Here is a 12,891-nt window from a genome sequence, read left to right as displayed (position 1 = left end):
GAGCCACCACGCCCCAAGTAGGGTGATAAGGACTCCAACTAATCCTGAAAGAATAAAGAGAATAGAGTTAGACTTCTTTATTTCCAAAGTCTTTCCTCAAGGTCTTTAATCACTTCATCATTGTGAGCAAGTGAAGCAAAACCTACCTCGTAGGCATTTGGTGAAAGATAAATTCCCTTGTCCAGAAGTAATTCAAATAGTGGCACAAAGTCTTCTCCAATATTTCCTGGGATATTATTTACACATCTAATCTTATCACCTGGAACGATCCAAAAAAGAGAGGCTGTGTGAATAACGTTATAGTTAGAATTAAGGAGTATATATGTTATTAGAAGGTAAAAGAGTTCTTATTTTAGGACTAGCAAATGATAAGTCTATTGCTTGGGGAATTGCTCAGGTAATGAAAGAGCAAGGGGCTAAACTTGCATTTTCTTATTTAAATGAAGCTCTTCAAAAAAGAGTTGAACCACTAAGCGATGAGATTGGTGGAGAGTTTACTTTCGAACTAGATGTGACAAATGAAGATCATGTTAGTGCTATGAAAGAAATCGTTAAAGAAAAATGGGGAGAGGTTGATGTTATTGTTCACTCTCTTGCATTTGCTGATAAGACAGATCTTAAAGGACGTTTCTTTGAAACTAGTCGTGATGGATTTAAGATGGCCCAAGATATTTCTGCTTACTCACTCATCAGTGTTTGTCAGAGTCTTAAAGACGTTATGGCAAAAGATTGTTCAGTTATTGCTCTTTCTTATCATGGATCAGTTAAGGTTCTTAAGGGATACAATGTCATGGGTGTTGCTAAGGCATCACTAGAGTCAAGCATGAGATATCTTGCAGATGATCTTGGTCCTGAAGGAATTAGAGTTAACTGTATTTCTGCTGGGCCAATTAGAACTCTTGCGGCTTCAGGTGTTCCTGGTCTTAAGGGATTCCTAAAAGATGTGGAAGAGAAATCTCCACTAAGAAGAAATGTGACTCAGCAAGATGTTGGTGGAGCTGCTTGTTTCCTAGCTAGTCAGCTTGCAAATGGTGTTACAGGACAAGTTCTTTACGTCGACTCAGGTATCTCTATTCTTGGTGCTTAATTTTGACCAGAAAGAAAACACTTGATCGCCATGCCCTCTATCTCGCTTCGGTACAAGATCCGGTTAGCGATGTTCAAAGAGTCTCTGATATTTATTCAGAAATCTTTGGAAAGAGGGCACTCTCTTTTAGAGAGGATTTCTCAGGTACCTTTGCTCTTAGCTGTTGCTGGGTGCAATCTGATAAACAAAGATCGGCCATTGCTATTGATATAGATGAAGAGACGGTTGATTATGGTTTAAAGAATTATCATGCCAATATGTCTTGCGACGAGCAGTCGCGTACTCAAGTCATTAAGGGAAATGCTATTGCCATAACTGATCCCGTTGATATTGTGGCCACTTTTAATTTCTCGTATTGTCTTCTCCATGAGCGTCGAACACTTCTCGAATACTTTCAAAAAGTGAGAGAGTCCTTGAATGAGAAGGGAATGCTGATTATGGATATTTTTGGAGGGAGTGAAAGTGAGATTCCTGAAATCCAAGAAAGAGATATCGATAATTGTGAATATATAGCTCCCTTTGTCTTTGAATTTGAAAGAAAGGATTTTAATCCTATTACTCGATTGGCCAATTACGGCATTCATTTTAAGTATGAAGATGGTGAAGCAATAACTGATGCTTTCACTTATCATTTTAGAATGTGGAGTATTACTGAAATCCGAGATCTTCTTGAAGAAGCAGGTTTTGCTAAGTCCTATGTCTATTGGGAAGACTTTGATGAGGAGGGCTTTGGTAATGGTTCATTCTATCAAAGTGAAGAGGAAGAGAATACTTTGAATTGGAATGCCTATATTGTGGGTGTAAATTCTTAATCTTATTTTTTCTCAATACTAAAAATACTATTCAGTCCTGAGTAATGACTTTTGAGAGTTATGGCCAGGCCACATCCTGCCATTTTTAAGTTGGTGAACTGAATGGATCCGATATCATAAATCTCACCGCCTTGATGAATGACTAGAGTTTTATTAAATCCTTTGGCTTGAGGGCAGTCCGTCAAGTCGTATTTTAAGACTATTTCATCTGGTTGAATAGCTTGTGTGGAATCAAAGCTTGACTCTCGCAAGAGCACATCTTGTTTATAAAGGGGTTTTAGAAAGTCGTGCTCCTTATCTGTAATGTAGAGCTTTACTTTCGCATTTCTTGCAAAGTCCCATGTGACTCTCTTTAGTTGTGACTCAGATATTTCTTCCTTAGTCATTGTTGCACAAGAGCTAAGAAGAAGGATGAGTATAAATATTCTAAGAGTTTCTTTCATGGTTATAATTCCTAGTAAGAGATGATTTTCTTTTTGAGATCTTTTCCATGAAAAACTTGGATTTCTGGAATGAGTTTATTTGTTCTTCTATCGATTATGGTAGAACAACGTCCATTATCATAGACATTGGGAGCAAGAAGATTCGATTCAACTATCTTTCCTAATTGATTCTCAACTCTTGTATAATACTTTCCAAATTGGATATTGATATATCCATTTCGTATTGAAATTTCAATGGGGGCGTTGTTGAGATATTGAATACCAAGAGGGTATTCTTCAAACTGATCAGGTCTTGTGTCGGGATAGAGCCAGTCATCGATAATTGTAAGCTTAGAATATTTTTCTTCTCTTTGAGAAAAGTTTATTCTTCTATTCGTTTCTATTTCACTATCAAGTCGACAAAAATATACTGAGCTCTTCCATGGATAACTCCAAGTTCATCTTCAGTCATTTTAATATTGATATAGTGATCGACTTTCTTGTAAATACCGTAAGAGCTCATCAAGAAGTCTTCATCAACTGTGTATTCAAATGAATTTTCTGACTCAATCATTTCACCTTTTCCATGCATCATTACAAAAGGGTTGTAACGATAGTAAGGATCATTAAACCCTTCGAATATTGTTAACGAAGAAGTTGAAATATCCTTACGTGTTTCAATATCCTTATATGTTCGATTTCCTAATTCTTCAATTAAGGTTTGATTTCTCCAATCAACAGGTCCATGTTGGCGAGCAGTTCCATTGACATCAATTGTCTTATAGCAACCGTGGAGATCTTCAAAGTTAAGGGCGAAGCTTGAGCTCGTTAAGAGTAGTGACGAAAGTAAAATGAGCTTTTTCATCGGTTATATCCTTTTGTTGTAGATTAGTTCTATTTTACCTTAAAGCGTATTCTGGCGACGCTATGTGAAAGCTTTGCCTCATCACGTAGATCTTTTTTAAGGTTAGAATTAATCTTATGAAAATATTATCGTGGAATATCTACTTTGATGATGATTCAGGTGTCATACGTTATCCCAGAATTATTGAGGCCATTGAAAAACTTGATTGTGAGTTCGTTTGTCTCCAAGAAGTCACCCCGGCCTTTATAAGATTGTTAGAAGATAGTTGTCTAAAAAAGTCCTATAAGTTCTTTCATCTCAATCAAGAGCAGTCATATCGCTGTATTATCTTGAGCCGGATAGAGATAAGAGATCAAGGTATTTTGACATTACCTTCAAATCTTAAACGAGTTGCTCCCTATGTGGTTGTTGAACACTGTGATTGTGAGCTTCAGCTATTCTGTGTTCACTTAGAAAGTATGTTAGAAGATACTGAGTTACGCATTAGACAACTTAAGCATATTCACTCTTTAGCAAAGAGAGATTTTGTTATCTGCGGTGATTTTAATTTCGGTGATGATGATCTTGAAAATAGTTATATTTGTGAGAACTTTATCGATTTTGGTCAGAGTGATAAGAGCTTTACCTTTGATATCGATAGAAATCAGATGGCGTTTGAAAATAAATTTGAGAAAGAGGGAAGTCGTAGACTTGATCGCTTTATAGCAAAGGGAAAGATCAGATCCAAGTCATACCAAGTGGTAGAAGAATTGAGCTCTGATCATTTCCCTATAGTTTGTGAATTAGAATTTTGAGATAACGAGTTTGCTAGTTTTAAATCCAAGCTTATTCGCCAACTCGATGTAGCTGTTGTAGATCTCTGTAGGGATCTTCTCCTCACTACGTGACATAATCCACAGTGACTTTCTATTATTTGATCCAACCATAACGTAATCATAGTCTTTATCAAGAGCAAGAATATTGTAGTCACCTTTAACTTTGAATAGTCTTGTCCAGAATTGGTTAAAAGTTACTTCTAGTTCGGCATTTGTTAGGGAGTTAGTGACAACTGCCTGTCCTTCGATGTCTTTTGTTTTACCATTCTTCTTGATGCAAACATTGTATACGCTGATTTTTTCAGGGGCGATTATTTCATATTCTGCTGTTTGGGCCACACATGTTCTTGTAAAGAATTGTGGGAGGGCCGCATGGGCGTACCATTTACCTACATATCTTTCGACTTCTACTTGAGAGACAGTAGGTAGTTGTTCGTGCTTTCCAGCAAATGAGAGAGTTGAAAATGTCATAAGTAATAAAACTAATAATGATTTCATAAAACCTCCAAGTTTTTATATTGAGGTTATGGCCTAAAAAATATGGTTTTGCTTTGGACAAAACTTAGACACCTAGAAAAATGCTCTGAAATGATCCTAAGTGTCCGAATTTATATGGCAATTCGCTGTCCAGTTTTTTGACACTCTGTGGTGTAATTACAAAGGAAAACAAACTTGACTGAAGCTTTGTTAGATTAGTCTCATGCGTATTTTTCTAAGTGCTTTTTTTATACTGACATTGGCAAGTTGCGAGATGGATCGACCTGTAAATAAGGTGAGCTCTGCGGCCTCTTGCTTAGCTCCTCAGGCCATTATCTATGGGGATAATAATATCTCAAAAGTTGAGGAACTCGAAAATCGTGACCTAACAGAATTGGCAAAGTCGGTTGCGGCGGTTGTGTCTTCGCATCGAGTGATGGATGTTGACCATCAAAGAGATCATCTTCTTTTTCGTGGAGAAACTTTAGCGAGTGCTTATCGCATGTGTGATGATAGCTTAAATTCTCAAAGGGCCGGAATTCGCTGTACTTCATTTCTCGTGGGTAAAGACCTTCTTCTAACCGCAGGACATTGTCTTGTTGATCCACAATTGGGAAGTACTAAAGAGGAAGTCTGTGAAAATAGTGAATATATTTTTGACTTGAATGATTCGGCATTTCAAGGTGAATCTTCTGTTATTGCTCGCATAGAAAGAGAGAAGGCCTATAAGTGTCAGAGCATTGTCGATTACAAGTTGGATGATGACGGTGACTACGCTCTCATTAAGCTCAATAGAGAAGTGAGCGATCGAGAACCTTTGAAACTTTTAAATATTCAAGATTTAAAGTATGGAAATGCTATCTCGACGATAGGTTTTCCATTGGGTCTAACCTTGAGAGCATCCACAGATGGCCAATTCTTTGAATTATCCAATGATAAGAGATGGCTTCTCAATCAAGTTGATACATTCTTTGGAAGCTCTGGTGGGCCAATTATTGATGAGGCCACAAAAATGGTCGTTGGCATTCATACTCATGGACTCAAGGGGTCTCTTGTCTTAGACAAGGAAAATGCTTGTTATCGATTCTCTGAGGCCTGTCAAAACCCTCGTGATTGTGGAGCATCAAAAGCCTTTAATATTTCTTTAATTGAAGAATTACAAAATAAAGTCATTGAACAGTCACAAGTTCAACGTCAGGAGAGTGGTTGTGAATAGATATTCTAAATTCTTATTGGTTTCGGCACTATTATGTATTCCACTACTCAATTCACAGGCAAATTCGTGCCAACTTGTCGCCGACTCGGGACAAGCGCCATTGGTACTTGGAAAGAAGAAGCTCTCTGTTTTTTGGAGTCAGGAGTATTCTGGATCTGATCTTGTTAAGAGTGAAATGACAAAAATTCCTTGGGCCAGTGATGTTAAGGTGGCCCTCTATGATTCAGGTTTTGAAAGAGAATTTATAAATGTTTCAGATGATATTCGAGTCGATAAGAAGAATGCGACTCGTCGTGTGATGGTGGGGCATCATGGGACTAATGTGGCCAATATTATTAATGGCCCAAGTCACTATGGTTCAACTGATAAGGCCGATTATATGGCCTTGAGAAATGTCTATTTTTCTCGAGTCTATGTTGAAGAATTTGAGAAGTACCAAGAGAGTGGAATTTATCCTCGTGTTATTTCCAATTCCTATGGTTGGTCAAATAGTCTAGAGATTCAAGAACAGTCTTTTAAGGCACGAGATAATAATGTCATGTGGTTCTTAGCGGCAGGAAATGATTATCCAACTTCAATTTCAGAGGTTGAGGATAATTCGGGGGCGATACTGGTTGGAAGTTATGCGCCAAGTGGTTTACAGTCAGCCTTTTCCCAAATATCTGATAATGTTGTGATTCTTTCTCCGGCCGATGATATGCAGGCAAGTATAGATGGAAAAGGAAGACATAATCATTTTGGAGGAACTTCTGGCGCTACTCCTTTAGTTGCGGCAAATGCGATTAATATTATTTCAATTCTTCCTGAGATAAGAATTGATCAATATACTTCACTCTTAAAGAAGACAGCTCTTCCTAGTTTTGAACAAGTCAATGAAGATAAGAATGCGCCTGGGCTATTTAATGGCTACAAGGCCTTTCGAGTTGCATTTAAGGTTGCGACAAAATGCCAAAACAAGCTAGTCACCCAAGACAAGCAAGAGTGTGTTGAACTAGAACTCAATAATGATGAGAACTATATATTTTCTTCTTCACAAATTAATACCGATTCAATCTATGATGAAAGTGCCGGTTGTGAAGAAAGAAAAGCTCACCTTATGCTCCTTAGAAAGAAAACACTCTTAGAAAATAGAGCAGAGGATTGGCAGAAGCTAGCACAGTTCTACACACATTATGGTTTTGAAAAGAATGCTGAATTTGCCCACCATATGGCAAGAGGTTTTCAATTAGATAACACGCTTCGCAAGGAGCTTCAAGATAGTGCGATAGCGGTTCTAAAAGAGGAGCGTTTCTTTGATAGCTATTTTCGCTATCAGCATTACTTCGATAAAAAATATCAATTGAGTTTAGCGAGTATGCTGGTTCACGACTCAAAGCTAAGTCCTTATTGGCTGAGCAGTTTTTTAGTGAGATATGGAGAAAATCTCGATCCAACGGTAGTCGATTACTTAAATCATAGTTTAAAATACGCCAGAGAGGATGTTGTAGAATATATCTATGATGTTCTCTACAGATAAGATTTAAAAGATTAATTGGAGATATCAATGCAAATAGCCTCATGGAATGTGGCAGGTCTAAGGGCCTGTGAAAAGAAGGGATTCTACGACTGGTACCTGGAGCAGAATCCAGATATTATTTGTCTACAAGAGACAAAGGCCCTTCCAGAGCAACTCTCTGATCAACTTGTTCATCCGGAAAATCACGAGGCCATTTATGCCCCTGCACAGAAGAAAGGCTATTCTGGTGTTGCGACTTGGGTCAGAAAAGGGGTGAATGTGAAACATACAGTTGGGCTTGGAATCGAAGAGTTTGATTGTGAGGGGCGAACTCTTATATCTGAGTTTGATAATTTTATTCTCTTTAATTGCTACTTTCCTAATGGAAAGAGAGATCATAGTCGTGTTCCTTATAAGTTGGAATTTAGTCGAGAGGTGGCCCGTCAGGCACTAGAATTGAAAGAGAAAACTGGTAAGGAAGTTATCATTACCGGTGATTACAATACGGCCCATCATGAAATTGACTTGGCCAATCCTAAAACAAATAAGAAATCAACGGGCTTTCTTCCTATTGAAAGAGAGTGGATGGATGAGTTTCAAGAGCAAGGCTTTGTTGATCTTTTTCGCCACTTTAACCCTGGTGAAAATGGTCACTACACTTGGTGGACATATCGTGGTGACTGTCGCGCTAGAAATATTGGCTGGAGAATTGATTATTTTTGGTGCACAGCAAAGTTTGTAGGAAAGGTAAGTGAGTGTACTCATCATCCCGAAATCTTGGGGAGTGATCATTGTCCAATTTCTATGTCTTTCTAATTTCTCTAATATATTGAAAACCCATTGGGATTTATTAGAGTTTTGTTAGGAGCGCAAAGATTGATTGCTTTGAGATTCTCTTTGCGCTAGATTCCCCTCAATCAATCTTAGGGGAGAAAATCATGAAAAAACTAATCTTAGTTTCACTTATTTCAGCATTCGCATTTGCTGGTAATGTTAACTTCAATTACAACACTCAAAACGCAGATGCCTCTGTTAAGTCTTACTTAACAAAGACACTTAAGAAAGAGTGTTCAGCTGCTTTTGAAGATGCAGAGACAGTCGTCACAGTGACAAATATCGAAGTCATCAGAATTGATCAGGGAATGGAATTAGAGTATACAGCGACGGTAAAAGTTGTTGAAGATTACGGTCATTCTCCAGCAAAAATCATCACTGTTGAATTTGACGAAGAAAGATATCACGGTGAAGGTTTCTCACTTTTCAAAATTACAGCGCCTTCATATCTTTGTAACTAATTTGAGATAATTAAGAAAATAAGCAAAAAAAAAGACCACCGAAGTGGTCTTTTTTTTAGCGGTCAAGCTCGATAACATAGGCCAGAGCAAGCTTCGCAAATTTCAAAGCATGGTCTGCTGTTCCCCCCATATTATCAAGTGTATCTCTTGAAGTATGAATATGTCTGTTCATATCACTTTTCTTAGTTTCAAATGGAGTTGATGCCGGATAACCTTGAGATGTCCAAGATGCATGATCTGAACAAGCGTATCCACATTTATCTCTTCCCCAAGAAAGGTGAGAAGAAAATTGTTAGATTCTGATATTATCTAACATTCTGAGAATAATTCCCCCTCTAAGAGGGGGATTGAAAGCTTTTTGTTTAATAGTTGATTTAATAGGTCACGAATAAGGCCGTGTAGATTGTTCTGATCTTTTGATTACTGTCAGAGTAGCTAAATGTCCCGAAGACTTTTTCATCGTTAATTTTCTGGTAACCAACTCTGATTGAAAGATCGTTATTGTAGAACATATGTGTATAGTAGAGGTGATAAACTTCTCCTGCTATAAGTCCTAGTGGAATAAAGTCATCTGAATAGAGATCATTTGGAGCAGGGAAGGAAGATGTTTTCCAGTAGTCAGCTCCAATGAATGAACTCTTAAAGTTGTAGCGCAGTCCAAAGAGAGTTCTTGTTCCTTGAGTGTCACCATTGCTGATAAACTTTCCTGCATCAATCTCGGTTCCCACAGGTGAGCCTGCGTGAGCACTGCTGATTACAGTGGCCTTGATATTGGCAACAGGCTTATTCCAAGATCTCATATAACTTAAAAAGATGTCGAAGTTTGTCCCAAGAAGCTTTTGTACTTCTAAATAAGCTGTTGCAAGTTGTAGGTTGGCCAGTCGATTATCATCAGTCGTGAAACGATAGATATTATTATCAACTGTTCCTAGCGTCTGGGCCAAGAGCTGGTCATTTCTAGTGAAGTCTTTAAATGATGACATCTTTAAGTAAGAGAATTGTCCAATAAATAGGAGTGAGTCATAGAAGGACTTATTCGGTGTTCTATTTTCTAATTCAACCATTTGAGTGAAACCATCATGTCCTCTTGCAAGTTTTGTTGGTGTTGTTGAATTAAATGGTGTTCCCTTGTGAGGCTGTTGACTGTCAGAAAGTCCACCATGGATATAGATCGTTCTAAATGAAAGCTCAGAATGAGGGATAAATCTCGGCGTCTTAAACGTAAGAGAGAGTCCATCTAGAGGTAAGTTAAAAGAGGCAAGTGGATAAGTCCCTAAACGTGCCCTTCCGTGTTTGATATGATCAGGTGGCCCTGATGTGGTAGGTAGTCTACCAGCAGAGAAGACTGTGTACTTATTCAGTTTCCAATCAAAGTAAGCTGTTCTGACATAGGGTTTTGAGCCCTTTGTCGGCTCTGTCATATCATCTGTTTCACTTTGTCTTGTTTGTACTTGTGAGTTAAAGAAGTAGCTGGCCTGAAGTGAAGCATAGGCCTGGAAGTCCTGGTTGAGACGCCCTGAAAACTTCAAACGAAGATTATTCTTAAAGTTTTGTTCGCTATATTTAACACCAGTATTATTGGCATTGTCGTTGGAAATATGACCTGCAAACATATGCATTTCCATTCCAACATTAACTTTCTTCGTTGAATTAGATATTTCAATATCAGTGAGTCTATCGTCAAGTTCCAATAGTCTCTTTTCTATATTGGCCTGGGCCATAAATGGGATAAGGGTTAGGATGATATATTTTTTCATTAGAGTGATCCTCCAATTACGGTACCTGATTCTTTAGATTTAGATTCATCAAAAGCACTAATGAGCGAGTCACATGTTAGTGCTTTGCAAGAGTTAAGAAGTTGTTTGGCAAAGCTTCCCTCACAACTTTGCGAGTTTCTTAGAAAGCCTAGATAGGTCTTTTTGAGAAGAAGTTGTTTAGATCTTTGGCATTGTTGACCAATAACTTGTGCGAAATAACGGTAGTCACCGGCCTGGACAACTCCGGTAATCATCACCGTGAGAATGATTTTTTTGAGTAAATTATCTTTGTTCATAAACAAAATGATGGCAAAGAAAATATTGAATATCAAAGACTTTTTTCGAGAAAACGTGCGATATGTTGGACGAAGTGTCTGCCAAGTGGGGTGATTTGAATATGTCCTTTTTGAGCATCTGAGCATATTAGGCCATCGTGGATAAGTTCTTCAAGATCTCCACCTGTTTTGATGGTTGTGTTTCTCGTGCTTAACTCTTCGAAAATCTTTTCCATCTTTGATTCTCTTGAACTTCTTAAGTGAGAGCGATCGAAAGAAATATCTTGGAACATATAGTTTTCAAAAATCTTAGAGTTTTGTTTAAGGGCCTTCGCAGTAGAGCTTATCGCTGAGACACCAAGTCCAACAAGGATAGGTGATTTCTCAAGAGTGTGACCCATAATATTTCTTCTAAGACTTCCGGCCAGAAAACTTCTATAGTGACGCGAGCTTTTATGAGCAAAATGTCCGAAACTGATTGGGAGAATATCAAACTCTTCAAGAAGTGTGATAATTTCAAAGTAGTGGCCATACTTTTCTTTGAAGTCTGGTTTATGTTCAGTCCAAAGAGGGTAGAAGTCTTGAAACCATGGGACATTTGCAAAAGGATAGAGTGATGCACTATTAATGAGTTTTTCTTTTAAAATCTCTCTTAAAAAACTCAAGGACTCTTTATTTTGTAGCGGGAGACCATAGAGAAGATCAATACTGGTGTGCTCTATTTTATATTCTTTTAATTGGATGAGATTACTTCTGAGCTTATCAAGGTCTGTAGGACGACCGATGATATCGAGTACATCCTGATCAAAATCTTGTACTCCAAATGAGATGGAACTTAAGCCGTAATCTCTAAGAAGTTGGATTAGTTTAAAATCAAGTTTTCTTGGATCTGCCTCAATTGAAATATCGCATTGATCCTTATCTATCCCAATCTCTTCAAAGAGCCACTTGTAGTGCTCAAGTGAGAGACTATTTGGAGTACCACCTCCAAAGAAGATATTCTTGATTTTACTGGCCGAGAGATCGTAGCTCTTCCACTCTTTGACCATTTTTTCAAGATACTTCTGCTTAATCTGCTCTGGTTGGTTAACTTTGATATTACAACCACAGAAGTGACAGAACTTATCGCAGAAGGGGATGTGGAAATAGAGATCAAGGGAGTCTTCATCTTCGTGTACTTGGGCATACCACTGCTCATAGGTAAGATTATCTTCCCATTGAGAGATTCGCGGGTAGTAATTATATCTACCCGCTGGGGCGTGGTATTTCTCCACTAGTTGAAAGAACTTTTCCTTATTCATCCTCTTGAGTTTCTCAATTAGTATGAAAAGTTATTCTGGATAAGCTCGACTGACTTTTTAACATTATCTTGTGGAATCCACTGGAGACAACCATGTCCCAGACCACAGATCCATTTGTCCATTGGAGCATTGGCGTCTTGTAGTCCCTGGTAGAGGTTCATCCATTTCTGTTCAAGAGTTTCCCATGGAAGACCAAGGTAAGCAGGTTCAATATTTCCTTGAATATAGTAGTCATTTCCAAGAGTGTTGAGAACATTTCCTAGATCGTGTCTCCAGTCTACACCAAGAACATCAATATTATCATCCTCAATTGATTGAAGGTAATTCATATGTGTCATCTTCGAGTAGTAGATAACTTTCTTATTAGGGAATTCTTTCTTAAACTCTGCTGTGACTTTCTTAAGAACTGGAAGAACAATATTCTTATAGTCGTCTAAGCATAGTTCTCCAGCGGCAGTATCAAAGAGGCACATTGCGTCAGCTCCACCAAGCGCCTGCACTCTCATTTCACCAAGAAGGTGAGGGATGAGCATTTCCGTAAAGGCCTGCCATCTACCGTCGTAGAGACCTAGTTTTGAGCTATAAAGTGCTCCTGCGTGTGAACCTTCAACTGCATATGAGTAAAGAGTGAATGGAGCACCAACAAAACCTAGTAGCGTTTTATTTTGAGGTAGAGTTTCTTTAAGAAGCGTACAGGCCTCTCCTTGAAAACCGTAGAACTTCTCCGCTGTATCGAGAGGTTGTAGTTTTTTTACGTCTTCAACTGTTTCGAGTTTCTTTCCTAGCTTTGGCCCTGGGTTATAAACAAGACCCATACCTAGGTGCTCTAGAGGGAAGAGGAGGTCAGAAAAAAGAATAGCTGCATCAAATTTAAAGTCATCAATAGGACCCATTGTGACTTCGCATGCTAGTTTTGGATCTTTACATAATGTCATGAAGTCATGTGACTTCTTTAGGTTTTGATAATGATCGTGGTAGCGACCAGCTTGTCTCATAAACCATACTGGGACAAATGTTTTTCCATCTCTTTGTGTTCTATCGTTAAATAAACCCATTCTTATTCCTTTTATTATG

General features: G+C 38.2%; 15 protein-coding genes and 1 pseudogene. 7 read left to right on the top strand and 9 right to left on the bottom strand.

The features are described from left to right. Positions 1-77 precede the first annotated feature (77 nt). Positions 78-206 carry a hypothetical protein gene (locus M901_RS18255; RefSeq protein ID WP_021279191.1) on the bottom strand — a complete coding sequence of 43 codons (129 nt, stop codon included), beginning with the start codon at positions 204-206 and terminating at the stop codon, positions 78-80. A 116-nt stretch (positions 207-322) separates the two neighbouring features. Between M901_RS18255 and M901_RS15655 the strand changes: the two genes are divergently transcribed. Both M901_RS15655 and M901_RS15650 read left to right on the top strand, forming a co-directional pair. Continuing rightward, positions 323-1,087, top strand: a complete 765-nt coding sequence (locus M901_RS15655; RefSeq protein ID WP_021279167.1) for an enoyl-ACP reductase — start codon at positions 323-325, stop codon at positions 1,085-1,087. Positions 1,088-1,089: 2 nt separating this feature from the next. Further along, the gene (locus M901_RS15650) at positions 1,090-1,899 is read left to right on the top strand and encodes a hypothetical protein (protein ID WP_021279158.1); all 810 of its coding nucleotides are present in this window, start codon (positions 1,090-1,092) and stop codon (positions 1,897-1,899) included. Positions 1,900-1,901: 2 nt separating this feature from the next. Here M901_RS15650 and M901_RS15645 read toward each other — a convergent pair whose 3' ends face one another. Together M901_RS15645 and M901_RS15640 are read right to left on the bottom strand one after the other, a co-directional pair. Then, positions 1,902-2,342: a hypothetical protein gene (locus M901_RS15645; protein WP_021279160.1), complete on the bottom strand. Its 441-nt coding sequence runs from the start codon at positions 2,340-2,342 to the stop codon at positions 1,902-1,904. Positions 2,343-2,721: 379 nt separating this feature from the next. Beyond that, positions 2,722-3,186 carry a hypothetical protein gene (locus tag M901_RS15640; RefSeq protein ID WP_021279188.1) on the bottom strand — a complete coding sequence of 155 codons (465 nt, stop codon included), beginning with the start codon at positions 3,184-3,186 and terminating at the stop codon, positions 2,722-2,724. A 116-nt stretch (positions 3,187-3,302) separates the two neighbouring features. Here M901_RS15640 and M901_RS15635 point away from each other — a divergent pair, with 116 nt between their 5' ends. After that, complete coding sequence (locus tag M901_RS15635; protein ID WP_021279171.1) at positions 3,303-3,980, top strand: endonuclease/exonuclease/phosphatase family protein; 678 nt, start codon at positions 3,303-3,305, stop codon at positions 3,978-3,980. Here M901_RS15635 and M901_RS15630 read toward each other — a convergent pair. Next, positions 3,969-4,499, bottom strand: coding sequence for a lipocalin family protein (locus tag M901_RS15630; RefSeq protein WP_021279187.1), 531 nt, complete (start codon positions 4,497-4,499; stop codon positions 3,969-3,971). The two genes, M901_RS15635 and M901_RS15630, sit on opposite strands and share 12 nt — an antisense overlap. Before the next feature lie 202 nt (positions 4,500-4,701). Here M901_RS15630 and M901_RS15625 point away from each other — a divergent pair, with 202 nt between their 5' ends. The 4 genes from M901_RS15625 to M901_RS15610 all read left to right on the top strand — a co-directional run bounded on the left by M901_RS15625 (position 4,702) and on the right by M901_RS15610 (position 8,484). Beyond that, the gene (locus M901_RS15625) at positions 4,702-5,694 is read left to right on the top strand and encodes a serine protease (RefSeq protein ID WP_081653493.1); all 993 of its coding nucleotides are present in this window, start codon (positions 4,702-4,704) and stop codon (positions 5,692-5,694) included. Next, positions 5,687-7,210, top strand: coding sequence for a S8/S53 family peptidase (locus M901_RS15620; RefSeq protein ID WP_034722665.1), 1,524 nt, complete (start codon positions 5,687-5,689; stop codon positions 7,208-7,210). Before M901_RS15625 ends, M901_RS15620 begins: the two co-directional genes overlap by 8 nt. A gap of 27 nt (positions 7,211-7,237) precedes the next feature. After that, positions 7,238-8,005: an exodeoxyribonuclease III gene (locus M901_RS15615; RefSeq protein ID WP_021279190.1), complete on the top strand. Its 768-nt coding sequence runs from the start codon at positions 7,238-7,240 to the stop codon at positions 8,003-8,005. 122 nt (positions 8,006-8,127) lie between these two features. Further along, positions 8,128-8,484, top strand: coding sequence for a hypothetical protein (locus M901_RS15610; protein ID WP_021279181.1), 357 nt, complete (start codon positions 8,128-8,130; stop codon positions 8,482-8,484). Positions 8,485-8,551: 67 nt separating this feature from the next. On the opposite strand, the pseudogene M901_RS17660 reads toward M901_RS15610, so the two are convergent. The 5 genes and pseudogenes from M901_RS17660 to M901_RS15590 all read right to left on the bottom strand — a co-directional run. Then, positions 8,552-8,761 (bottom strand): annotated as a pseudogene (locus tag M901_RS17660) (M28 family peptidase); the annotation flags it as partial. Between the two features lie 97 nt (positions 8,762-8,858). Beyond that, positions 8,859-10,241: a DUF3373 family protein gene (locus tag M901_RS15605; RefSeq protein ID WP_021279179.1), complete on the bottom strand. Its 1,383-nt coding sequence runs from the start codon at positions 10,239-10,241 to the stop codon at positions 8,859-8,861. Further along, the gene (locus tag M901_RS15600) at positions 10,241-10,537 is read right to left on the bottom strand and encodes a hypothetical protein (protein WP_021279168.1); all 297 of its coding nucleotides are present in this window, start codon (positions 10,535-10,537) and stop codon (positions 10,241-10,243) included. Before M901_RS15600 ends, M901_RS15605 begins: the two co-directional genes overlap by 1 nt. 32 nt (positions 10,538-10,569) lie before the next feature. After that, positions 10,570-11,817, bottom strand: coding sequence for a radical SAM protein (locus M901_RS15595; protein WP_021279184.1), 1,248 nt, complete (start codon positions 11,815-11,817; stop codon positions 10,570-10,572). Between the two features lie 17 nt (positions 11,818-11,834). After that, the gene (locus tag M901_RS15590; protein WP_021279176.1) at positions 11,835-12,872 is read right to left on the bottom strand and encodes a uroporphyrinogen decarboxylase family protein; all 1,038 of its coding nucleotides are present in this window, start codon (positions 12,870-12,872) and stop codon (positions 11,835-11,837) included. Positions 12,873-12,891 lie beyond the last annotated feature (19 nt).

The sequence above is a fragment of the Bacteriovorax sp. DB6_IX genome (assembly GCF_000447775.1).
In the GTDB taxonomy this organism is placed as follows: domain Bacteria; phylum Bdellovibrionota; class Bacteriovoracia; order Bacteriovoracales; family Bacteriovoracaceae; genus Halobacteriovorax_A.
This window is presented reverse-complemented; position numbering and strand designations above follow the sequence as displayed.